This is a genomic window from Heliobacterium chlorum, assembly GCF_014502795.1.
GTDB classification, from domain to species: domain Bacteria; phylum Bacillota; class Desulfitobacteriia; order Heliobacteriales; family Heliobacteriaceae; genus Heliobacterium; species Heliobacterium chlorum.
The window spans coordinates 39,654-62,111 of the sequence record NZ_JACVHF010000007.1; the positions used below are offsets into that span (position 1 = coordinate 39,654).

19 protein-coding genes and 1 pseudogene are annotated in these 22,458 nt (G+C 50.2%); 8 read left to right on the plus strand and 12 right to left on the minus strand.

Annotation, left to right across the window (positions count from 1 at the left end; translation table 11 throughout):
- Window positions 1-73: 73 nt before the first annotated feature.
- Window positions 74-403: a hypothetical protein gene (locus tag H1S01_RS08815; protein ID WP_188039764.1), complete on the minus strand. Its 330-nt coding sequence runs from the start codon at window positions 401-403 to the stop codon at window positions 74-76.
- 46 nt (window positions 404-449) lie between these two features.
- Window positions 450-2,558, minus strand: a complete 2,109-nt coding sequence (locus H1S01_RS08820; protein WP_188039766.1) for a methyl-accepting chemotaxis protein — start codon at window positions 2,556-2,558, stop codon at window positions 450-452.
- Between the two features lie 327 nt (window positions 2,559-2,885).
- On the opposite strand from H1S01_RS08820, the gene H1S01_RS08825 reads away from it, so the two are divergent.
- Window positions 2,886-4,733, plus strand: coding sequence for an ATP-binding protein (locus H1S01_RS08825; protein ID WP_188039769.1), 1,848 nt, complete (start codon window positions 2,886-2,888; stop codon window positions 4,731-4,733).
- 20 nt (window positions 4,734-4,753) lie between these two features.
- On the opposite strand, the gene H1S01_RS08830 is transcribed toward H1S01_RS08825, so the two are convergent.
- The 9 genes from H1S01_RS08830 to H1S01_RS08870 form a co-directional block, all read right to left on the minus strand.
- Window positions 4,754-5,332 (minus strand): YsnF/AvaK domain-containing protein, encoded by a 579-nt coding sequence (locus H1S01_RS08830; protein ID WP_188039771.1) that lies wholly within the window; start codon window positions 5,330-5,332, stop codon window positions 4,754-4,756.
- A gap of 105 nt (window positions 5,333-5,437) precedes the next feature.
- Window positions 5,438-5,908 (minus strand): YsnF/AvaK domain-containing protein, encoded by a 471-nt coding sequence (locus H1S01_RS08835; RefSeq protein WP_423751920.1) that lies wholly within the window; start codon window positions 5,906-5,908, stop codon window positions 5,438-5,440.
- Window positions 5,909-6,151: 243 nt separating this feature from the next.
- Window positions 6,152-7,606, minus strand: coding sequence for a hypothetical protein (locus tag H1S01_RS08840; RefSeq protein WP_188039775.1), 1,455 nt, complete (start codon window positions 7,604-7,606; stop codon window positions 6,152-6,154).
- Between the two features lie 307 nt (window positions 7,607-7,913).
- Window positions 7,914-8,849, minus strand: a complete 936-nt coding sequence (gene rbsB / locus H1S01_RS08845) for a ribose ABC transporter substrate-binding protein RbsB (RefSeq protein WP_188039777.1) — start codon at window positions 8,847-8,849, stop codon at window positions 7,914-7,916.
- A 168-nt stretch (window positions 8,850-9,017) separates the two neighbouring features.
- Entirely contained in the window at window positions 9,018-9,959 is a 942-nt protein-coding gene (locus tag H1S01_RS08850; protein ID WP_188039779.1) for an ABC transporter permease, read from the minus strand.
- Window positions 9,956-11,455 (minus strand): sugar ABC transporter ATP-binding protein, encoded by a 1,500-nt coding sequence (locus H1S01_RS08855; RefSeq protein WP_188039781.1) that lies wholly within the window; start codon window positions 11,453-11,455, stop codon window positions 9,956-9,958. The genes H1S01_RS08850 and H1S01_RS08855 overlap by 4 nt, the downstream gene beginning before the upstream one ends.
- Window positions 11,456-11,483: 28 nt before the next feature.
- Window positions 11,484-11,876 carry a D-ribose pyranase gene (gene rbsD / locus H1S01_RS08860; RefSeq protein WP_188039783.1) on the minus strand — a complete coding sequence of 131 codons (393 nt, stop codon included), beginning with the start codon at window positions 11,874-11,876 and terminating at the stop codon, window positions 11,484-11,486.
- Entirely contained in the window at window positions 11,873-12,775 is a 903-nt protein-coding gene (rbsK, locus tag H1S01_RS08865) for a ribokinase (RefSeq protein ID WP_188039785.1), read from the minus strand. The genes rbsD and rbsK overlap by 4 nt, the downstream gene beginning before the upstream one ends.
- Window positions 12,744-13,775, minus strand: coding sequence for a LacI family DNA-binding transcriptional regulator (locus H1S01_RS08870; RefSeq protein ID WP_188039786.1), 1,032 nt, complete (start codon window positions 13,773-13,775; stop codon window positions 12,744-12,746). Before H1S01_RS08870 ends, rbsK begins: the two co-directional genes overlap by 32 nt.
- A gap of 431 nt (window positions 13,776-14,206) precedes the next feature.
- On the opposite strand from H1S01_RS08870, the pseudogene H1S01_RS08875 reads away from it, so the two are divergent.
- The 3 genes and pseudogenes from H1S01_RS08875 (at window position 14,207) to H1S01_RS08885 (ending at window position 18,288) form a co-directional block, all read left to right on the plus strand.
- A pseudogene (locus tag H1S01_RS08875) lies at window positions 14,207-15,683 on the plus strand (protein adenylyltransferase SelO).
- A 73-nt stretch (window positions 15,684-15,756) separates the two neighbouring features.
- Window positions 15,757-16,116 (plus strand): NifB/NifX family molybdenum-iron cluster-binding protein, encoded by a 360-nt coding sequence (locus H1S01_RS08880; RefSeq protein WP_188039787.1) that lies wholly within the window; start codon window positions 15,757-15,759, stop codon window positions 16,114-16,116.
- A gap of 102 nt (window positions 16,117-16,218) precedes the next feature.
- Complete coding sequence (locus H1S01_RS08885) at window positions 16,219-18,288, plus strand: thioredoxin domain-containing protein (RefSeq protein ID WP_188039788.1); 2,070 nt, start codon at window positions 16,219-16,221, stop codon at window positions 18,286-18,288.
- A 76-nt stretch (window positions 18,289-18,364) separates the two neighbouring features.
- Here H1S01_RS08885 and H1S01_RS08890 read toward each other — a convergent pair whose 3' ends face one another.
- Window positions 18,365-18,619, minus strand: a complete 255-nt coding sequence (locus tag H1S01_RS08890; RefSeq protein ID WP_188039789.1) for a MoaD-like domain-containing protein — start codon at window positions 18,617-18,619, stop codon at window positions 18,365-18,367.
- A gap of 304 nt (window positions 18,620-18,923) precedes the next feature.
- Between H1S01_RS08890 and H1S01_RS08895 the strand changes: the two genes are divergently transcribed.
- Genes H1S01_RS08895 through H1S01_RS08910 form a run of 4 tightly spaced genes read left to right on the plus strand, consistent with a single transcriptional unit; the run spans window position 18,924 to window position 22,436 of the window.
- Complete coding sequence (locus H1S01_RS08895; protein ID WP_188039791.1) at window positions 18,924-19,466, plus strand: sigma-70 family RNA polymerase sigma factor; 543 nt, start codon at window positions 18,924-18,926, stop codon at window positions 19,464-19,466.
- The gene (locus tag H1S01_RS08900) at window positions 19,463-20,593 is read left to right on the plus strand and encodes a DUF4367 domain-containing protein (RefSeq protein ID WP_188039793.1); all 1,131 of its coding nucleotides are present in this window, start codon (window positions 19,463-19,465) and stop codon (window positions 20,591-20,593) included. Before H1S01_RS08895 ends, H1S01_RS08900 begins: the two co-directional genes overlap by 4 nt.
- Window positions 20,594-20,606: 13 nt before the next feature.
- Window positions 20,607-21,560: an ABC transporter ATP-binding protein gene (locus tag H1S01_RS08905; protein ID WP_423751919.1), complete on the plus strand. Its 954-nt coding sequence runs from the start codon at window positions 20,607-20,609 to the stop codon at window positions 21,558-21,560.
- 15 nt (window positions 21,561-21,575) lie between these two features.
- Complete coding sequence (locus tag H1S01_RS08910; RefSeq protein WP_188039797.1) at window positions 21,576-22,436, plus strand: ABC transporter permease subunit; 861 nt, start codon at window positions 21,576-21,578, stop codon at window positions 22,434-22,436.
- The last annotated feature ends 22 nt before the right edge of the window (window positions 22,437-22,458 follow it).

Genomic DNA, 22,458 nt, shown 5'->3' on the forward strand with positions numbered 1-22,458 from the left:
GATGAAAGGGATGATTTCACAAAAAAAGCCTTGGGCTCTCGCCCAAAGCTTTTTTCGGATGGCCGGATTACTGTCAATCCTGCACAATTTCCACAGCACCGGACTGTCTCATGATCGTCCGGACACGGTCGCTTTCGTGTTTCGGCATCTCTACAGCAACAATGATGCCCTCTTTACCTCGCATTTCCGGAATCCCGTCACCGAAAGTCTCCACTTCCCCGAGCCCGTCCCGTTCCATTTTTATAAAGGCAACTTCCTTCGCGGCATCTTCGAAGTTTTCCCACTTTTGCTCTTCCCAGAGATCACTGATGATCATGTCTTTACGGTCAAAGCCGGCGTTTCGCAAAGAATCGACGAGGGCACTGACCTGTTCTTTGTTCATAAACCGGGCGATTAGACGCATCTTATCCACCTCCGGCAGTAGTGTTCACCGGAAAGGGAATATCCATTTACACTTTGAACTTAACCGTTAAATCTTTCAACTCATTGGCCATGCGGCTTAATTCAAAGGACGATGTGGAAATATCTCCCACGGCGGCCAGTTGCTCTTCTGTACCAGCGGCAGTGCTCTGCGAGCTCAAGGCGAATTCATTGGCGATTCGCTGGGTTCTATCCAAGACTTGATCTACCTGTTCCATTTCCGCAGCAATCGTATGGGTGTATCCTCGCATCTGTTGGATCTGCTCGGAGACAGGCTGGAGCCTCTCAATAATTTCGTTGAAAATCCGCCCTGTCTGCCGGCTCACATCTCGGCCTCGATTGACCTCTTGCATGACCGATTTCATGGCTCCCACAGATCGGTGAATTTCGTCCATGGTCTCCGTGATCATCCCAGAAATGCGGTTAGTCGATTCGGCCGACTGCTCCGCTAATTTGCGAACTTCCTCAGCTACCACGGCAAAACCTCTTCCTTGTTCCCCGGCCCGTGCCGCTTCGATGGCCGCATTCAAAGCGAGCAAATTGGTTTGTGCCGCGATCCCCCTTATCAACTCGATGATCTGGCCGATGGCTTTTGATTTTTCCTCTAGCAGATGTAGATCTTCTGCCAACCGATCAACATGGCTACCGATGGATTCCATCTGTTGGATCGATGTGGTGACCACTTTTTTGCCTTCTTGGCCCTGTTCAACGGCGCATTGGGCCGATTCGGCGACCATTCCGGTCTTTTCGGTGATTCGCTGCACCACGTTAGAAATCTTCTCCATGATAGAAGATGTCTCCAGAGTGTCATTCAACTGCGTCTTGGCACCGTCAGCGATCAACCGAGTCGATTCGCTGATCTTTTGGGTGGCCACACCGGTCTCTTCGACGGCGGAGGATAAGCTCTCGGCGGAACGGGCCACTTTATCGGCAATTGTCATATTGTGTTGAATGATATGGTCGAGCGTTTCTGCCATTTGGTTGAAGGAGGCACCAATCAGCTGCATCTCATCGCGAGCTTCCAATTCGACCCGCGTGGTTAAATCGCCTTCGCCTAGTCGCCGCCCCGCATTGGCTAATGCTGTAACGGATATCATCAGTGATTTATACAGTGCGACAAACACGTAAAAGGCCAGGAGAAAGCAGCCCGCATTGATTCCCAAGGCGAGGTACTTTTTTCGTTCTGCCTTATCGATGCGTTTTTGTAATAGCTCATCCAGCAGTTGTGCTTCTGTTTCATATAGACAGGCCAAGCTGTCTTGACTTTTTTGAACGGCCTGACCAAGAGAGTCGACGGAAATGTTGTTTCCTTCCTTCTCCTCAACAGTATTGAGGAGTTTCAGATAATCTTTTATCGCTTGGGTATACTCTTCTTTTGACGTCGAGATCGGCTTTGCTAAAGAGCTGTTTTCACGTACCGATACATCTAGATCGGCGTTGTTGCCTTCGAGAAGATTTTTACACCGCTCGGCCAGTAGGATTAGGGGAATCTTATCACCATGGGAATTCTTATCTCCGTTGTTGATCGTCGCGGCTTCACGATAGGCCTGGCTGAGACTATTCATCAGGTTCGGAAGTTTAAGGACAAGCCCATCCATTAGATAATAGGTGTCTAGGTCGGGATCGAGAATCAGGTTCGACTTGTCACCCACAAATGCGATAAGTGAAACGATGTTAGTAACGAATTCGTTGTAGCGCTCAAAATCGGAGTCTCCTTGCAGGTCAGGTGCTTTTCCCTTTATCTCGTTCCATCGCTTCTTTATCTCATCCCACTTTTCTTTTGATCCGAACTCTCCTCCATACAACTGCTCTACGGCGTCTACTGCAGCGATTGAGCGTTCAATACTTTCTTGTCCCCGCTTCCACTGCTCACCGGTTGTGGATTTCGATATTTGTACTTGCACGATCCTGTTACGTTGCTGCAGGACATCTTTGAGCAGACCGTTGACTCTTTTTATGTACTCGACACCCTTGTTTTCGTTTTGAGCAAACTCGATGACAGCCCTGTTGGTAATGTCGAATAGCTTATACATGGTGTATGACGCTGGGACCAATAAGAGTAAGGCGATTAGCATGAATTTGTGGACATACTTTATTCGATTTAACAGGGATACGGCTGGAGAGAAAATCAGTAACAAACGTTCTCTTCCTCCTCAATCTGCCAGGAAAAACAAAGGAGTTTCCTAAGCATAGGTCAAAATGAGCCTAGCTTAAGAAACTCCTTTGTCTCACTGTATCGCTGTATCACTTTTTATAACCTTATATAACCAGAAATCGTAGCTGATGTCAATGATCTTATCACCATTTCTTCTGTCCATAGCTATTAAACTAATCTTTGCTCTTTTGTGAGAAATTGTTAAAATATAAGGAAAGGCTAAAATCAAACTATCTTGTCGACATCTCCAATCTATGGGTGTATTGTAAAGATAACTGATGAGTATAGTTCATATGGGCGGAGTGCGGCCATGAGCGAATGTAAATGCCTTTTCAGCGGTCTGTCCGAATTAATATTTAAAATCGATAAAGACGGGATGATTTTGGACTGCATTACCGATTCCGCGGGGAGTTCATCGAAACCGCCCGACTGTTTCGGTGAACCATTGGAGTCCCTTCTTCCTGTAAATCTATGCATATCCCTGCGGCAGTCCCTGGCTGAGGCTTTCCGTACGAAAAATCTGCAACGGCTCGAATACCCAATTGCCTTACCTTCTTCCCAACCTTCTTCGCAAGCGCATATTGGCGATCGTATTTACGAAGTCCGTCTGATACCTCTGTCCGAGAGTTCAGCCCTCTTGGAACTGCGGGATATTAGCGAAACAAAACGGTCGGAGAAGCGAATCAGAGAGAGTGAAAACAACTTCCGCCAATTGGCGGAAAACCTGGTACAGGTCTTTTGGTTGCGGAGTCGTGAGAAAACTCTCTATATCAGTCCCGCCTTTGAAAGGATTTTTGGAGTGAGCCGCCAGTGGCTCTACGAAAACCCTAACGGCTTTCTGAGTTTTGTTCATCCTGACGATCTTCCCCATGTTATGGAGGCGGTGCGACATTTCGGTAATGGACTTATGAATATTAAGTACCGAATTATACGACCCGACGGGACCATCCGCTACCTCTGGTCTCGTTCATTTCCAGTTAACTGTGAAGATGGTAAGGAAGTTCGAACCGCTGGTATTGCCGAGGACATTACCGAAACTGTTCAGTACCAAGCTGCCGTCACCGCAGGGGAAGAACGCTTTCGAACAGTTGTCACCAATTTAGATGCGGTTATTTTTCAGCTCGACAAACTGGGCATCTTTCAACTTTTCGAAGGCCGCGGCTTGCAGAAGATCGGCCTTCAGCCCGGTCAATATGTAGGGTCTTCTGTTTTCGAAATCTACCAAGACCGTCTCGATTTTTTGGAAAAAATAAAAACTGCCCTGGAAGGCAACGACGTACGGGGCATTGTAAATATCGGCGGATTTATTTTTGATTATATAATTACCCCGTTAAATAACTGCGAGGGCTGCCTCGACGGGTTGATCGGCGTCATTACAGACATTACGGAGATCCAGAAAGCCTCTGAAGAGCTTGAAAGAGCAAAGGAGCTTGCAGAACAGGCGAACCGCGCTAAGAGTGAATTTCTGACGATTATGAGCCATGAGCTTCGTACCCCGATGAATGGGATTCTCGGCATGATCGATTTGTTGCTCAGCAGTGAGTTAAACCCGATCCAGCAGAGTTATGCGAAAATCGTCTTTGATTCCTCCCAGGCTTTGCTGTCCCTCCTCAACGATATTCTGGATTTCTCTAAAATCGAGTCAGGAAAAATGCTTCTGGACTCCGTCCCTTTTACCCTGTGTGAATTGGCTGAGCTGGTGATCCGTTATATCTCACCCAAAGCGAAGAAAAAAGGGCTGGAACTTCACTGGGAAATATCCACCGATTTGCCTGTCATCGTCAAAGGAGATCCCTTGCGGCTTCGCCAAGTCTTACTTAACTTGATGGAAAATGCCGTTAAGTTTACCGAACAAGGCTGGATTAAGCTGATTGTCGAAAGGGTCCCCCAACCAAATAGGGCAGATGACAGTGATGTCATCCAGTTCTCTGTCGTAGATACTGGAGTTGGTATCGCTGAAGAAAAACAGGGGATCATTTTTGATCGATTCACTCAAGTCGATAGCTCTACGACCCGACGATATAGCGGCACCGGATTAGGTTTAGCAATATCTCAGCGCTTGGTCCAAATGATGGGAGGAGAATTGAAGGTACAAAGCTCCCTCAATAAAGGAAGCTGTTTCTCTTTTTCATTATCAATACCCCGATGTGACTGTTGAAGGTCTGTGCTGTCAGAGGTTCATTTTTTAGACACTCTTGCCTTTTTTCCGCTCTCTATGTGAAGCATTTCTTTTTTTAGAGTCTCTTTAACCGATTTATTCTCCTGTATTTGCCTTTTAATAAGTTCCACTTCATTAACTTTCCTAGGATGTTTGACGACTTCAATCGCCTCTTCCCGAAGGGGTATCCGTACCGGTTCCGGGCGTTCCTCTTCATCCATGGATGTGTCGAGATCTTTCTTTTCGATGACAAGCTCTTCCCGAAGAACTGGCACGACAATATTTCTGTTTTCTGTCACAACCTCTTTCCGAACGGTTACCTCTCCCCTTTGCACCGGTCGTTTGACAATATCCAATTGTTCTTCGCGCAGTTGCATTTTCGTGTTCGTTCCATTCAACCTATGTTCGTGACCAATCGTTCGATATTTATATAACCCGATGACAGCCCCTAGGATTCCTCCTGTGATGAGGGAAATCCCGATGATCGCAGAACCGCCAAAGATCGCTAAAATCCCCCCCACTAAGGCTCCGGTAACGACACCTCCCACTATACCGTTTACCAAATATTTTGTCTTTCTCTGTCCGACCTCTACATTCATAGGCAATAATCCTCCGTATTTTTACAAAAAGTTGCACTAAATAAACGCCTCGCCAACCTCTCTTCCGGTTTGGCGAGGCGTTTCATTGTTTTGAAGAATTATTCGTTAATGGAGTTGGTGATCGGTCTCGCCGGAGATGATGTCGACATCCCCTTCTCGTTCTATGCGAGCCTCTTCCTTTTTAAGGGTCTCTTCGATCTGTCTGGTATTTTCAACTTCACGTTTATAAGCTGAAACTTCCCCGGTCACGACCGTGTGTTTACCGACTTCCACCTGTTCTTCAGTGACGGGTATGCGAATAATCTCTTCGTTACCCATGATGGGTGAGTCGCTCGGTTCATTGACGGCTCGCTGCTCGATAAAGACTTCCTCATGGGCGACCGGTACTTCGACCACTTTATTTTCTTCGACGACTTCTTTCCGCAGTCTCACTTCTCCCGCAGGAACCCTGTCTTTGGCGATATCGAGCTCCTCTTTTCGAAGATGCAGGGTCCCTTGTTCTGCCGTCTCGCTTTCGGTAGTATTTTCTAACTCTCGATTTTCATCTTCTCTGAATCCATCAAAAACTCCCATGATGACCTCCCCTTATATATCCAATCTTTCAATCCTCTCGTTAGGATACCTCACAGCTCCCCCTTTTATCTTTCCTATATATGGCATGGATTGCAGCAAACCCTTATATCGTCAAATCTTAAATTTCGCGCGCTTAACAGCTTAACATGGTTAATCTCCCTAAGGGATTTTACTTTTTTGTACAAAAGAAAAAAGCGATCCACGATAATACTCATGGATCGTCCTCGCAAAAAGAAGCATTATTACCTATTTATTCAGGGGCATCAGAACAACCTTAAAAGGCGCATAGGAATTCGGTGCGAGTCCAATGTGTAATGTGTGCGAATGTCTTCCTTTCTCCGGTAAGACATAGAACACGCTGCCATATCCCAGCGGACGGAGCTTTTCCGGGTGACTGTAGTAATCGAAGTAATTCGGATCGACGAGACGCACCGTTTTTACATTCTCCGGGGCGAAATCGAGTCCGGCCGTGATAAATTGATTATACAGGTCAACGTAAGCGAGACCAGGACTGTTGAGAGCACTCCCTTGAATCGCGATCGCCGTGGGTCCCATAATATTAAGAGTAACTTCATACATGGCCCCGTAGGAACCATTGTTCTGTACCGGCAGCGGCTGAATTTGACCTTTGGAATTTTTGCTGCCGTACTCATCGGTCCCGCTCGTCAGGTCATTCTGAAACTTCGCCGGCTCAAATCCCGGCAGGGAAGGATCGACGTCTTGAGCGTCCAAGGCTGAGTTGAAGGTGAGCGTTTTTAGGCCATCCTTTTGGCTGTTGTAGGATAAGGTAAACTGGCGGGTGATTCCGTCGGTGATCAATCCCCGCATATGGAAGGCTTCTTCAGGAGCTTGATTAAGGATCGAGTTCGGTTTGTCATTAGCCTGATAGAAAGCATCCAGATCCTCCCCGATGGGGGCGACAAAACTGCGGATGCCTATGGCTTCACCTGCTCGGATATTGTCCAGGGTCAACAACTGTCCCGTGGCGTGGTCGCGGAAGACAAAATCTCCCATCATAATCGCCCATCCATGGATCCCCACTTTATCGTAAATCCATGATTTCTCACCGGGCTTAAGGCTGCTCCATAACTGTTCTTGGGGATTTTGCTTAAGGTAGTTGGCAAAAACCACGTTACCCAGTTGGGTTCCATAGTAAACGGGAATCGTTTCTCCCGGTTTCATGGGGGCCAGGTCATCCTCATAGATGCGTGTTCCGTCCAGTTTTCGACTGATCCCGTTGGCCAAGCGTTTATAGTAGACATCGACAACTCGTTGGGTGCGGTTGACGATGGCGACGCCCATCTGGGCCGGTACATTTCGAATATTTTTCCCACTGTAGTCGATGAGTAGATTAAAGTGGGAGTACAGTAGCCGCACGTCGCCGCTTTTTGATAGACAGTTATCGACTCGCGTCATGATGCCCGGTTCCTTAACCATTTCCGGCACATTGCTGAAGAACATGGTCTGTCCGGGTACGATATCGAGTTTTTTTCCGGCACTTAACGATTCTGCTTTCGCAAACACTTCCGGCGGTACTTCATCGCCGATGCGCCAGCCTTCTCCGCTCAACGGATTCGGTGATTCGGCCACTCCTTCAAAGTTGCGATAGCCTAGGGCCAGGCCAAGACCGACGACTAAGACGCCTAGGCCAATGAGTAAGACTTTCATCGATTTTTTCCGACGTTTTCGAGGGATTGCCACTATATTGACTCCTTTTTGCATAAACTAATCTTTTTCTCTATCTCTACTAAAGGAGAACTACTTTTCGTCTCTCAAAAATAGTAACGGATTTATGGGTGGTTTCCAATACATTTTTTCTGTTCATTTTCATCATTGGTAAATTGTTCTTTTCTTTGGACTCAAAGATAATCCGGCTAGATATTTTGCTTTCACGCCCGTATTCGGTGACAACCAATGTATCCTAGAGAAAAAAAGGACCGTGAGCAACGCAATAGCTCACGGTCTAAAAATAATATTAAGCGATATGTGTAGATTCCTGTCAGAGATCCTATTCTTTCGTAACCAGTTTCAGGTCAACAGGAATTTTGGCTTCCACTTTTTCTTTTTTCGCTACTTTTTCGGCTGTTTTCACACCGATCTCTCCGATGAGTTTCGGCTGTTGGGCCACGGTGGCGGCCATTTTTCCGTCTTGAACGGCTTTAACCGCATCGGCGCCGCCGTCAAAACCAACGACGATCACGTCTTTTTTGGCAGCTTGCAGCGCTTGGAGAGCGCCGAGAGCCATTTCATCGTTATGCGCGAAGACAGCTTGGACATCGGGCTGGCTCTGCAGGATGTTTTCCATAACGGTCATCCCTTTGGAGCGGTTAAAATCGGCCGGCTGTTTGGCGACAACTTTGATATCTTTTTGGGTGTCGATGACAGCATGGAAACCTTGGCCGCGATCGCGAGCTGCAGAGGTTCCGGCAATCCCTTCAAGTTCTACCGCTTTACCTTTGTTGTTCAGTTTTTTGGCGATGAATTCACCGGCCAGTTTGCCGCCGGCTACGTTATCAGAGGCGATATGAGAGACAACGGTACCATCGCTGACACTGCGGTCAAGAGTGACAACCGGAATGTTGGCTTTGTTGGCGTCTTTGACAGCCGTGACCAAACCATCACTGTCTGTGGGGTTTAACAAGATAATGTCGACTTTTTGCTGGATCAGGTCTTCCACCTGAGAGACTTGTTTCGAGGCGTTGTCTTGAGCGTCTACGACAACCAGCTTCGCTCCGATCTTGTCGGCATAGGCTTGGGCGCCGTCACGCATGTCGACGAAAAAGGGGTTGTTCAATGTGGACAAGGCGAGACCAACGGTCAGTTTCTTTTCGGCGTCGGCAGCCGGTTTTTGTTCTGCTTTCGGCGAACTTCCGCAACCAGTGACTACGCTGACCATGAACAGGGCCATGGCCACTAAGGCAGCTAATTTCCAGATACGTTTCATTCCTGATTCCCTCCGCTAATTTTGTTTTTTGGATACTCAAGCTTGTTCACGATGATGTCAAGGCTTTTGCAGAGCAGGTTCTAGACTGTTCGAATAGGAATAGATCTTTGGGTCCCCATAGGGGGTCCTCTGTACCCCTGCTCTCCTATGTACCGTTACCGGTCCACCTCACCCCCTCGCCGCTTTTCGGCGGTCTAGTAGTACCGCGATCAAAATCACGATGCCTTTCACCGCTTGCTGATAAAAGGAAGAAACATTTAATATATTCAAGCCGTTGTCGAGTACCCCGATGATCAGGGCACCAACCAGGGTGCCAAGCACGCCGCCTGCCCCCCCGGAGAGGCTTGTCCCCCCCAAAACAACCGCCGCAATCGCGTCCAACTCATAGCCGGTACCTGCCGTCGGTTGCGCCGACATGAGACGCGATGTCAAGATAGCGCCAGCGAGTCCGGCCAGCAACCCGCTGATTCCATAAACCAGAACTTTGTAGAGGTTTGTTTTGATGCCGCTGAAGATGGCGGCATCTTCATTTCCCCCGATGGCAAAGACACGCCGGCCGATCGTCATCCGGGTTAGAATAAACCAGGCTAAGATGACTACCGCAGCCATGATGATGACCGGGGTGGGAATGGGGCCTACATAGCCGCCGCCTAAGTTGCTAAAGGTCTCCTCAACGGCGCGAATCGGACGGCCTTCCGTATAAATCAGGGTAGCTCCCCGGAACAAGGTCATCGTACCCAAAGTAGCGATAAAGGGCGCTATTCCTCCATAAGCGATAAAGAGGCCATTGATCGTACCCGCCAGCAGACCGAGGACACATGCATAGATCACGACGACAAAGGGATTCATCCCCGCCGCTAGTGCGCCTGCGGCCAGTGCGCCGGAAAAAGCCAGGATCGATCCGACAGAAAGGTCAATTCCTCCTGTGAGAATGACAAAGGTCATCCCTACGGCCAATAAGGTGTTGATGGAAACCTGGCGAGCTACGTTCATCAAGTTTGACGGGGTGAAAAAGCGGTCCGACATGAGCGTTAAACCGATGCAAATCAAGATGAGGCCGATCAAAGGACCAATTTTATACCGCTGAATCCATATTTTCAGGTTCTTCATCGTACCCCTCCTGTCGCGCAGCGCATAAAGTTCTCTTCGGTGATCGTTTCCCTCGTGAAGTGACCGGTGATTTTGCCTTCGTACATGACGTAGATACGGTCACTCATGCCCATGAGTTCAGGCAAATCTGACGATATGAGCAAGATGCCGATACCTCGTCCAGCCAGTTCATTGATGAGTTGGTATATTTCTACCTTGGCCCCCACGTCGACACCGCGAGTCGGTTCGTCGAGAATAAGTAAACCCGGTTCTGTTTCGAGCCATTTACCGAAGACCACTTTCTGCTGGTTGCCGCCGCTTAGACTGCTTACGGGCTGGGTTACGGACGCCGTTTTGATCTTCAGACGCTGGACATGCTTGTCCACCATCTGCCGTTCTCGCCGCCGATTGATAATCCCGAAACGGGAACGCTTTTCCAGCGTCGACAGGGCCAGGTTCTCGAGCACGCTTCCCATGAGGACAAGGCCTTCATCTTTTCGATCTTCCGAGACTAAGGCGATTCCATGGCCGATCGCTTCCTGAGGGTGTCGGAATCTGCCCCGATGGAGGTTCTTCTGGCCGAGGTTGAGCTTGATTTGACCTTTTACCGGATCGAGGCCGAATATGGCCCGGGCCAGTTCTGTCCGCCCGGCTCCCATCAGTCCCCCGATGCCCACCACTTCACCGGCGCGGACTTCAATGCTTACATCGGCTAGCTTCTCGTTGCAGAAATTGTCTACCGCCAGGATCTGCTCTCCTAACGCTGCGGAGACCTTTGGAAAGCGGTCCTCTACTTGGCGCCCAACCATGAGGGCCACGAGTTCATCCATATTCGTTTCGGCGATGGAACGGGAAGCGATGTATTCGCCATCCCTCAGCACCGTCACTTGGTGGCAGATCTGAAATAACTCTTCCATGCGGTGTGAGATGTAGATGATCGAGACATCATGGTCGACTAAGTTGTTCATAATCGAGAAAAGCTTTTCTTTTTCAATCTCAGTTAAAGCGGCCGTCGGTTCGTCCATGATCAGCAGCTTTGCCTTTTTCGATAAGGCTTTGGCCACTTCCACCAGTTGCTTTTCGCCGACGCTTAATTCTTCGACCGGTGTCTTCGGATCAACTTTCAACCCAACCTGTTTCAAATAGCCCGTAGCTGCTTCCAGCAAAGACTTCCAGCGGATCTGTCCAAAACGGGTAAATGGCGCTTCGTTTCCTAAAAAAATGTTTTCCGCAACGCTCAATTGAGGAACGAGGTTAAACTCTTGGTGGATCATGACGATTCCCAGTTCTTCCGCTTTTCTAGGGCCATCGATGGACACGGGCTGACCTTGATAGATGATCTCTCCGCTGTCCCTGCTGTATATGCCGGTCAAGATTTTCATCAGGGTCGATTTTCCGGCGCCGTTTTCTCCTAAAAGGGCGTGAATTTCCCTTTCTCCAACCTGAAAATTGACTTTCTTCAAAACTTTCGCACCGGGAAATTCCTTGCATATCCCTTGCATCTCCACTACCGGCATGACGTTTTCCTCCTTTGGACGGTCGGTGCTAAAAAGCCACGCCGGCATACAAGAGGATGTTGGCGTAGGGGGTCCATTCCCCTGTCCGAACGATGGCTCGAGCTTGACGACTGCGAACTTTCAATTGTTCATGGGATACGGCTTGAATCTCCACCGGCGCCAGTCGTTCCGTTATTTGCTCGACGAACTGGTGATTTCCTTGCAGTTCTTCTGCAACGATGGCTCTTTCCACCACCATTTCAGAAAGGATGGCATCCAGAACGGGCAAGAAGGGAGGCACACCTTCTGACACGGCCAAATCGATACAAGCGACACCGGGAGGCACCGGCAGTCCGCTATCGGCTATGATGAGCAAATCGCCATGACCTAAGCTTGCGATCATTGCAGCCAGTTCTCGGTGCAACACACCTTGCTTTTTCATGAATGTTCCTCCAAAAATTCAAGTACTTCATTTCGCTGGGGCAGTGACGTTTGCGCGCCTGAACGGGTGACAGATAGGGCCGCTGTCGCGCTGGCGAAACGTAACGCTTCCGAAATCGGTCTCCCCTCGGCAAGGGCAACGCTAAATCCGCCGACAAATGCGTCACCGGCAGCTGTGGTATCGACGGGCTTTACCTCGAAGGCGGGCAGCGAACGGGAACCTTCTTTGTCGATAAAGAGGAGCCCTTTATCCCCCAGCGTGACGATCAATGTTCCGTTGATCTTATGATAGAGCTTTTCAAAGCAATCTTCGGGCTCACCGCCGAGCAAAAGGGCTTCGTGCTCGTTCGGGACCAGGTAATCGATCTGGGACAGCCATTCATCCGGAATAGACTGGGCTGGTGCCGGATTGAGAATCACCGGTTTTCCAAAGCGCTTTGCCAATTCAATGGCTTTTCCTACGGTCTCCAGCGGCACTTCCAGTTGGAGCACGACGACGTCACACCCGGCGAAGGCTTCCTGAGAAGCCTCCAAGTCAGCCGGGTCAAGCTTGTAGTTTGCGCCTGGGACGACGACGATCTGGTTGTTGCCTGCACCGTCCACATTAATCAGTGCGACGCCGGTTGAATCATTGACTTCTTTTATGTAGGTCGTCTGTAAATGGTTGTTTTGGAAATACTGAAGCATTTCCCTGCCGTAGCTATCCTTGCCGACAGCCCCGATAAAGCTCACTTGCGCCCCAAGTCGCGACGCCGCCATGGCCTGGTTGGCGCCTTTGCCTCCTGGAACGGTGGTAAATCGACTTCCCATGACTGTCTCCCCTACATGGGGAATCCGCTCGGAATAGCAAACCAAGTCCGTATTGATGCTACCGATGACGAGAACGTGAGGCGTTTTCATCGCATGCCCTCCTGGTCGAGGATTTTCGGATTTCCAAAAGGGGTTCCAATTCAATATGCTGGAATTCGGGCTGATTCCGCTCAATCGAATCGAAAAGAAGCTGAATGGCCCTTTCCCCCATCCGGTATGTAGGTTGTACGACGGTGGTCAAGGGCGGGTAGACATACCGACTCATCGCGATTCCGTCATAGCCGACGACAGCGACATCACGAGGTACTCTGAAGGAAGCTTCCCGAAGCTGTTCCAAAGCACCGATAGCCATCAAATCATTGGCACAAAAAATTCCTTCTAACTGGGGGCTTCTGCGCAGTAATTCTGCAGCAGCCGCCTTTCCCGTGGTCATACGGTAATCTCCGCCCACCACCAGTTCCGGCAAAAAAGGAATCCCTGCTTCATCTAAAGCCTGTCGGTAACCTTGCATCCGCTGGCGAGCCGAAACAGATTGCTCTGGGCCGGAAATATGGCCGATGATACGGCAACCTTGAGCTAGGAGATGGCCTGTCGCAGCATAAGCGCCCTGGATGTTGTTTGAACTGATCGAATGCATGTCTAACGCAATGGTTCGATCAATCACAACAATCGGCGGAAAAGTAGCAGCTATGGAAACTAGATAGGATTCACTCAGTTTTGTTCCTACCAGAATCACTCCATCGACGCACTGCTGCTGCAGCACCGACAGGTAGACTTGTTCTTTTTCTTCGTCCCAGTCCGAATTACAAAGGATGATATTATATCCACGTTTGTGGGCCTCATCTTCTGCTCCGCGTACGACTTCCGGGAAAAAGGGGTTCGTAATATCGGGAAGGATCAGTCCGATGGTTTTTGTCTTCCGTGTCACGAGGCTGCGAGCGATGCGATTTGGCTGATAGTTCAGAGAACGGATCGATGAGAGCACCCGTTCTTCTGTTGTCTTATCGACATAACCGCTTCCGTTGAGCACCCGGGAGACTGTCGATACAGAAACTCCTGCCAACTTGGCGACATCTTTGATCGTGGCCAAAGCCGGTCCCTCCCGTGTGGTAACGTTTTCATAGAGGTAAATTCGCGATGACTCGTCTTTTTCCTTCCGGAATTTCGACAAATTGCAACAAAAATTTCAATCTCAAACATAAAAAGAAGGGCCTACACACGAAACTGTACTAGGCCCTTTTTTAATGGCTTTTATCCCTTTTGAAGAGTACTACGATGTTAAAACTTCAGCATGACGATAGGAAAAGTAACTTCATTGAACTGGGTAAAATGGTTCCGCCTAGCCCCAAATAAAGGAATTGAAAAGTGCTGCCCTATTTTTATGGCGAAACGTTTATTGCGTATACTACGATTAAAAACGAAAAAGCAACAGTGTCATCAAATGCAAATCAATGCAAAATATTTCAGATCCAACGGAGTGTACGAATCAGATCATTATCGGTCTCAGCATAAGGAGATAAGATGACAAAAGGGAAGTCTATACTCGGAACCGGATGGAACTTCGACAATAGCTATTCCCGCTTGCCAGAATCATTTTTTTCCATGATTAGCCCTACTCCTGTACGATCACCGACGTTAGTCATACTCAATGCTCCCCTGGCAGCTGAACTAGGTTTACCTGCCGAGGCACTGCAAAGCGAAGATGGGGTAGCAGTCTTTGCTGGCAACCGGGTTCCCGAAGAGGCTCTGCCTCTCGCTCAAGCTTATGCAGGCCATCAATTCGGACATTTTACGATGTTAGGGGACGGGCGGGCAATACTGCTGGGTGAGCAGATCACTCCCCTCGGCAAGCGCGTTGATCTTCAACTCAAGGGTTCAGGCGTAACCCCCTATTCTCGGCGAGGTGATGGTCGCGCAACTCTCGGACCGATGCTGCGTGAGTACATCATCAGTGAAGCGATGCATGCGCTCGGTATTGCGACCACCCGCAGCCTCGCCGTCGTGACAACGGGCGTGACAGTCCTCCGTGAAACCAAACTACCGGGTGCCGTTCTCACTCGCGTGGCGGCTAGTCATTTGCGCGTTGGTACTTTTCAGTACGTTTCCCATTGGGGTACCGTCGACGATCTCCGGGTCTTGGCGGATTATGCCCTCGATCGCCATTTTCCCGACATCGAGACCGATGAGAACCGCTACCTTGCATTGCTTCAGGGAGTGATTCGTCGTCAGGCGGTGCTAATCGCCAAATGGCAATTGGTCGGTTTCATCCATGGGGTGATGAACACGGACAATATGACCATCAGTGGCGAAACGATTGATTATGGCCCTTGCGCCTTTATGGATACGTACGACCCGGCAACCGTTTTCAGTTCTATTGACGTCCATGGCCGGTATGCCTACGGTAACCAGCCATCTATCGCCGGGTGGAATCTTGCTCGTTTTGCCGAAACCCTTTTACCGCTGTTGCATGCGGACCCGAAGAAGGCTGTCAAAATGGCCCAGGATGCAGTCACAGATTTTGCCAAGCAGTATCGTGATCATTGGCTTGCGGGCATGAGAGCAAAACTGGGAATGTTTTCTGCAGAAACTCAAGATGAATCCCTTTTCGAAAGCCTGCTTTCGATAATGCAAAAGTATCGGGCCGACTATACCCATACTTTCCGAGCTTTAACTTTGGATAAGCCGGAGGATACCGTTCTCTTCGGAACCCCAGAATTTGCGCAGTGGCATGAGCTGTGGCGGGCGAGACTCGGCAGGCAGCAAGAATCGAGAGCATCTTCTCATCAGTTGATGCAAAAGAGCAACCCTGCTGTAATTCCGCGGAACCACCGGGTAGAAGAGGCATTGGAGGCCGCCGTGAAAGAAGAAAATTACTGCGTGATGGATCGCCTGGTTAATGTTCTCTCCAACCCCTACACTCTCTTACCTGAACAGCCAAGAATACGCCACCCCGCCGGAACCAGCGGCTATCCCTTATCGAACCTTTTGCGGGACCTAATAGGCAAGGCCGATCTGTTTTGGTTCAATCTGGTCAATTCTGCTGCAAAAAGTGAAGGAGGCTCGGTAAATCTATGTCGATTCTAGCTATACCTGTGGAAGGCGATCAGGTGTGCGACCATTTCGGTCATAGCAAGTCGTTTGCTTTTATTCGGTTGGAAGATGGAAAAATCGTGAATCAAGAAATCCTCCCGACTCCGACTATGCAAAACAGACACGAGGAATTCCCTCTGTGGTTTTCGTCGAAACAGGTTGATGCGGTCATCGTCGTGCGTATCGGTGGCGGGGTCTATAAAACCCTCAAACAGAAGGGAATGGAAATATTTAAAACGAGTCCGGCAAGTTTTGAGGAGGCTGTGCAACAATTCGTGCAGAATACACTCGATAAAGTCCAAGAAGATGAGCTTGTCTCCTGCGGTCATAAGCATCATTAATAGAGCAAAAAGATACAGTTTGTACGCTTGCCTAAATCTAACGGGCGAACGTTTATTGCGAATACTACGTTTATAACGTAATGAACTATGGAGGTTAGGCCTATGGCTGTCATTGGAACCGACCGTAAACCCAACCGTCTTCAGAACGAAAAAAGCCCCTACCTCCTCCAACACGCTTACAACCCCGTCGACTGGTATCCCTGGGGAGATGAAGCCTTCCAGAAAGCCCGTCAAGAAGACAAGCCTGTATTTTTATCTCTGGGGTACTCTACCTGCCACTGGTGTCATGTGATGGAGCGAGAGTCCTTCGAAGATACAGAAGTCGCTAATTACCTGAACGAGCATTTCATCTCCGTAAAAGTCGACCGGGAAGAGCGACCCGATGTGGACCATATCTACATGACCGTTTGCCAGGCGATCACGGGGCACGGCGGATGGCCCTTGACGATCATCATGACTCCGGACAAGCGGCCCTTCTTCGCCGGGACTTATTTTCCGAAACGCAGCCGTCGCGGTATGCCGGGCTTACTCGATGTCCTGGAAGCGCTCGTCGAAAAGTGGAAAGAGGACCGAGGGCAGTTGGTGGAAGCGGGAAACCGTGTAACCAACATGCTCCAAGAGGAAGTTCGAAACCGGAAAATAGGCACTTTAGACGAAGAGGCGCTGGTAAACGGCTATGAGTATCTCTCCAAAAACTTTGACGACCGGTACGGCGGCTTTGGTCACGTTCCTAAGTTCCCCACTCCCCATAACCTGACCTTTTTGATGCGGTATTGGAAGTATGCCAAGGAAGATAAGGCCCTTGCCATGGTCGAGAAGACCCTAAGTAGCATGCGGGCTGGCGGGATCTACGATCATTTAGGTTACGGCTTTTCCCGTTACTCCACCGATGAAAAGTGGCTCGTTCCCCACTTTGAAAAGATGCTCTATGATAACGCATTGCTCGCCATGGCCTATTTGGAAGCCTATCAGATTACGGAAAGGGACGAGTACGCCGAAACGGCCCGGGAGATCTTCTCCTACATTCTCCGGGACATGACCTCTCGGGAAGGGGCCTTCTATTCTGCCGAAGACGCCGACTCCGAAGGCGAAGAAGGCAAGTTTTATGTCTGGACACCTCAGGAGATCACGCAGGTTCTCGGTGAGCAGCAGGGCAATCTACTCTGCCAGTGGTATGATGTGACCGATAAAGGCAACTTTGAAGGAAAGAACATCCTCCACCGCATCGATGCCGAGCAGCGTCCTTATACGGCACCGATGGAACCGGATACGTGGGAAAGGGTCTTGTCCGATTTGCAGCAACAGTTGTTTGTAGTCCGGGAGAAACGAGTCCACCCCTACAAAGACGACAAGATCCTCACATCGTGGAATGGGCTCATGATCGCCGCTTTCGCGATGGGCTACCGCGTCCTCCATGACCTGTCCTACTTAGAGGCCGCTGTGAAAGCGGCAGACTTCATCTGGATGCGGCTTCGCAACGAAAATGGACGACTGCTGGCTCGTTATCGTGACGGTGAAGCGGCTTATCTCGGATACATCGACGACTACGCTTTCATGATCTGGGCATTGATCGAACTCTATCAAGCCGACACCAGCCCCCGCTGGCTCCAGCAGGCCTTGGAACTACAAGAGCAGCAAAACCTCTTATTTTGGGATTCCGAAGAGGGGGGTTATTTCTTCTACGGCAGCGACGCTGAAGAACTGCTTACCCGTCCGAAAGAGATCTACGACGGGGCTACCCCTTCCGGCAACTCCGTCTCCGCCCTTAACCTGCTGAGGCTGGCTCGCCTGACCGGCAGGGAAGATTTTACGGACCAGGCTGAGAAACTGTTGCAAGCCTTTTCTGGAAATATCAGCGCCATGCCTGCCGGGTATACCTTCGCCTTGATGGCCTTGCTTTTCGCCCGTCAACCGGGCAAAGAAGTGGTCGTCGTAGCCGAACGTCCCCGGGAGCACTTCCGTCACGAATTAGAACCGCTATACCGTGTCTTTACCCCGGAAACAGTCTTTCTTTACCGTCTGGCCGGCAAAGAATATGAGGAGCTCGCTTCGGTTGCTCCTTTTGTGCGGGAGATGACGGCCAGCGGAGGCGAGCCGACCTTCTACGTCTGTGAAAATTTCGCCTGTCAGCCGCCGACGACAGATATGGCAAAAGTCCGGGAATTGCTCTAGCATTAAGCGAATGCCCTCATAAAGACAGCCGCGACGATGAAGCGACGATATTGATCGCATCATCGTCGCGGCTTTTTTATCCTCCTCCCCGAAGAGTTTTCAGCCGAAACGTTTTAAGCACCGCTTTCAGTGTTTCGGCCTCTCCTCGAAACTTCAATTGAGTCACAGGCAACCGAATCACACCGAGCGTAACAAAGGTTTCCTCGGACAAAGATACCTCCCACCGATCGCCTTGAAACATCCTGGGGAGTATTTTGGTAGCGCCCAGTTCCAGCAAGGCAGATTGCAATTCGGCTTGAGGAATCCCACGCATCTCAATATTTTCTTCCATGATTTCCTTCTCCTACATGCCTTTCTATCGTTCTTATCGGATGAGTAGCGTTCCATCTTCCAATTGCTTACTCATGTAAGATTTATAGCGACGAAAGATTAGACGAGTTCTGTCTTTATCGAAAGGTATCCCCCTCTAGCCATGGCGAATTTTATAATGATTCTTTTCCCCTGTCACTTTTCCCCCACCCGTGAGGTCTATATAACGGAAACCCAAAAGGGAGCCGTTGCGCAACGGGGTTCAAGGGGGTGGTAGTATCAACGGGTATCCCATCGCCATCTCATCTCCGATATGTGGTGAGAGTATGAAAGAAGAATTTCAACAATTATATATGGAGATGTTTCCCAAGCTGGTTCGTCAAGCCACTTTCCTTTTGGGGGACCCTTCGGTCGCCGAAGATCTGGTTCAAGAGACCTTTGTCCGGCTGCACCGGGTTGGATTGTCCACCGTCGACCACCGGTCCGCTTGGCTGAGCCGAGTTCTCAGCAACTTGTGCTACAGCTACCTACGCAGTGAAGGGAGCCGACGGCAGCGGGAGGAAAAGGTCTTTCTTCATTCCACCGCTGAGACCAGCGCCACCGAAACTCTTTCGGCAGAACAGGTGGTCATGGACCGGGAAGAAGTTCGTATGGTCAGTCAGTCCCTGGGCCGGTTGCAAGCCCGAGACCGTATGGTACTTCTGCTCAAGTTTTCCGGTTTCAGCTACGATGAGATCGCCGCTGCCACAGAGATCAATCGAAGTTCCGTGGGTACGGTGCTTATCCGGGCCCGGGAACGTTTCAAACGGGAATATGAGACGTTCGCATCCCAACAGGTTGTTTTAGGAAAAAAGGGGGGAATCCCATGAAATGCCCCGATCGTGGAACCTGGCAGGCTTACGTGGATGCTGAAGTAACTGCCGATGAAAAAAAACAACTACAGGCTCACCTTACTCAATGCCCCCCCTGCCTCACTGTCGTAGAAGAACTCAGCCAACTGGAATCGTGGACGTCCCTCCGGCTGGAGATCTACGAATCGCACGCGAAAAGCACTGAGGTCACACCCGATGGTACAGTGAAGTGGGATCGCCGAGTTGTGGATACAAAAGCTTACTCTACGGATAAATCACTAGGAGGTCGCAGAATAATGCAGCACTGGAAGAAATGGGCTGGCGCTGTCGCTGCCGGCGTACTGCTGGCTAGTTCTTTGACGATTGCGCCAGTTCAGCAGGCGATGGCTGATTTTCTCTCCCTGTTCCGCGTGCAAAAGATTCAAATGATCAAAGTGTCTCCTGATGATATGGAACAGATGGCCAAAGCCGTCAAAACCCAAGTGGGAGAAGTCAACCTACAACAGTTCGGGAAAGCGGAAATCGTAAAAAAATCAGAAGAAATACAAGTAAAAATGGCGGAAGCCCAAAACAAACTGCCCTTTTCCGTAAAAAAGCCAGCTTTCGTTCCCGATGGCTACCATGCACCGGAACAAGTCTCTGTCTTGTCAGAAGGCGAAGCCCAATTCAGCCTCGATGTAGAACAAGTGAACAACCTGCTCAAGGGCTTCGGGGCCACCACCCTGCTACCCGAGAACCTGAGTGGAAAGTCCTTTGACATCCGCATCCCCGCTGGAATGCGTGCGGTCTATAATGACCGGGAAGGCCGCCGCGGTATGACGGTGAGCCTGTTCAGCAGCCCCGAATTGACCGTGCCGGAAGGGGTTGACCCCCATCGCCTGCGGTCGGCGCTGCTCGACTTCCCCCTACTGCCAGAGGACTTGCGCACCCAGTTAGCAGCGATTGAAGACTGGCAAAACACTCTAGTCATCCCCGACACCGGTGAAAATACCGAAAAAGTAACGGTCAACGGGGTCGAAGGGGTCTACGGAAAGACTCCCCGGGGATTTAGCCATCTTCTCTGGGTTGATCAGGGCGTCGTCTACCAGATCAACGGGTTCATGGACAAAGAGACGATCCTTCAGGTAGCCCAATCTCTCCACTAAAAATCTGATTGGGGTGACCTTTTTGCTGGCTATCGAAACATGCCAATTGACCAAAACCTATCAAGGCCAAGGGGGCTGCCGGGATATTTCCCTGGCAGTCCCCTCGGGATGTATTTTCGGACTTCTAGGGCCCAACGGTGCCGGGAAAAGCACCTTGGTCAAAATGCTGGTGGGCCTGCTCTCACCGACCTCAGGAGAGGCCAAGTTGTTGGGACGTCCCATCGAAGACGTATCGGTACGAAAAAAGGTGGGCTTTTTACCGGAAACTTTCCGCTATCATGATTGGCTCTCCGGTGAAGACCTACTCCGCTTTCACGGATCTCTCTTCGGCATGTCCTCTCGGGAGACGAAGGCACGAATTCCAGAGGTATTACATGCAGTCGGTCTCGCCGATCAAGGGAGCAAACGAGTGGGCGGTTACAGCAAAGGGATGCAGCAGCGAATCGGACTCGCCTGTGCCCTCCTCCCCGATCCGGACTTGCTCTTTCTGGACGAGCCTACGTCCGCCCTCGATCCCATCGGCCGAAAAGAAGTTCGCGATCTCTTAGCATCGCTGCGGGATCGTGGAAAGACCATTTTCTTGAACAGTCATCTGCTCAGCGAACTGGAAACGGTCTGTGATCAGATCGCCATCATCAAAAAAGGTCAACTGCTCTTTCAAGGCGATTGGAGGGAACTCGCTGCTTCTGGCCAACAGGTCAAGGTAGTGGTCAATGGCGACGCACCCGTTGACATGATTTCCACGCCATCCCCTTCCCACCCCGCTATCCGGCTTCACTCCCAGCAGGTGCTCACTTGGGACAACAGCGGTTATCCCCTGCGCAAGGAATGGATCCTGACTTGGAATGGAGACGCTGATGTGCCGGCTCTCGTCAAAGGACTGGTCGACAACGGTTTATCCGTCTATGAGGTGACACCGATCTCCAATTCCTTGGAAGAACTATTCTTGCAATATGTCTCGGAATGATAGGGGGAGAAGGCTTTGTTTGCAATCGCTCGTCTAACCTTTTGGGAAGCATCGAAAAAACGCGTCTTTTTCATCACTTTCCTTCTCTCCGCCGCTTTTCTCAGCCTCTATGGCCTCGCCCTGCGCATGCTGGCCCAGCAAATGGTAACGATCATCGGACCGAATTCAGCTCAGTTGATCGTGAAGCAGATCCTAGGGCAACAGGTCTTAGGCGCCGGCCTCTACTTCGCTTCCTTTCTACTGGCCCTCTTGGCTCTGTTGGCCAGCGTTGGTTCCATCGCCTCAGAGATTGAAAACGGCCTGTTGCAGGCCATTGTGTCTAAGCCGATTCAGCGGCGGGAGATCGTTCTCGGAAAGTTTTTAGGCTACGGCAGCTTGCTGGTCGCTTATGGGATCATACTGTTTGCCGGAGTGATCAGCATCAATTGGATCTATAATCAAGCGGCCCTGATATCTATGACGCCGGGACGAATGATCTTCGGAACGCTCATCTTCATCATGCAGCCTCTCGTGCTGCTTAGTGTGGCTATGGTCTTTAGCACCCTCGTCAAGACTCTGCCGGCTGGCATCGCCTCGGTCATGCTCTTCGGTCTTGGCGTCATAGGCGGCTTTCTGGAGCAGATCGGCAGCATGGTGTCTCGCACAGATCTAATGAACATCGGCATCGGTATCAGTTTAATCATGCCTGCAGATGCGCTCTTTCGAAAACTCATGTCGGTCATCGCCACGACGGAAACGAATCCCCTAGCCTCTTTGGCGGCCGGTCCCTTTGGAACAGCCGCACCGCCGAGCAACGTAATGCTGTTCTATACGATCTTATACATACTCGCCTGTTTGGCTATTTCTATATACCATTTTAACAAGAAAGACTTATGAAAAAAGGCCGCTTACTATTGCT

Bases quoted from the DNA above. Each gene is read 5' to 3' on its own strand.
- H1S01_RS08815 (WP_188039764.1), bottom strand. From the start codon at position 403: ATGCGTCTAATCGCCCGGTTTATGAACAAAGAACAGGTCAGTGCCCTC.
- H1S01_RS08825 (WP_188039769.1), top strand. From the start codon at position 2,886: ATGAGCGAATGTAAATGCCTTTTCAGCGGTCTGTCCGAATTAATATTT.
- H1S01_RS08830 (WP_188039771.1), bottom strand. From the start codon at position 5,332: ATGAATGTAGAGGTCGGACAGAGAAAGACAAAATATTTGGTAAACGGT.
- rbsB (WP_188039777.1), bottom strand. From the start codon at position 8,849: ATGAAACGTATCTGGAAATTAGCTGCCTTAGTGGCCATGGCCCTGTTC.
- H1S01_RS08850 (WP_188039779.1), bottom strand. From the start codon at position 9,959: ATGAAGAACCTGAAAATATGGATTCAGCGGTATAAAATTGGTCCTTTG.
- H1S01_RS08855 (WP_188039781.1), bottom strand. From the start codon at position 11,455: ATGCCGGTAGTGGAGATGCAAGGGATATGCAAGGAATTTCCCGGTGCG.
- rbsD (WP_188039783.1), bottom strand. From the start codon at position 11,876: ATGAAAAAGCAAGGTGTGTTGCACCGAGAACTGGCTGCAATGATCGCA.
- rbsK (WP_188039785.1), bottom strand. From the start codon at position 12,775: ATGAAAACGCCTCACGTTCTCGTCATCGGTAGCATCAATACGGACTTG.
- H1S01_RS08880 (WP_188039787.1), top strand. From the start codon at position 15,757: ATGTCGATTCTAGCTATACCTGTGGAAGGCGATCAGGTGTGCGACCAT.
- H1S01_RS08885 (WP_188039788.1), top strand. From the start codon at position 16,219: ATGGCTGTCATTGGAACCGACCGTAAACCCAACCGTCTTCAGAACGAA.
- H1S01_RS08890 (WP_188039789.1), bottom strand. From the start codon at position 18,619: ATGGAAGAAAATATTGAGATGCGTGGGATTCCTCAAGCCGAATTGCAA.
- H1S01_RS08895 (WP_188039791.1), top strand. From the start codon at position 18,924: ATGAAAGAAGAATTTCAACAATTATATATGGAGATGTTTCCCAAGCTG.
- H1S01_RS08900 (WP_188039793.1), top strand. From the start codon at position 19,463: ATGAAATGCCCCGATCGTGGAACCTGGCAGGCTTACGTGGATGCTGAA.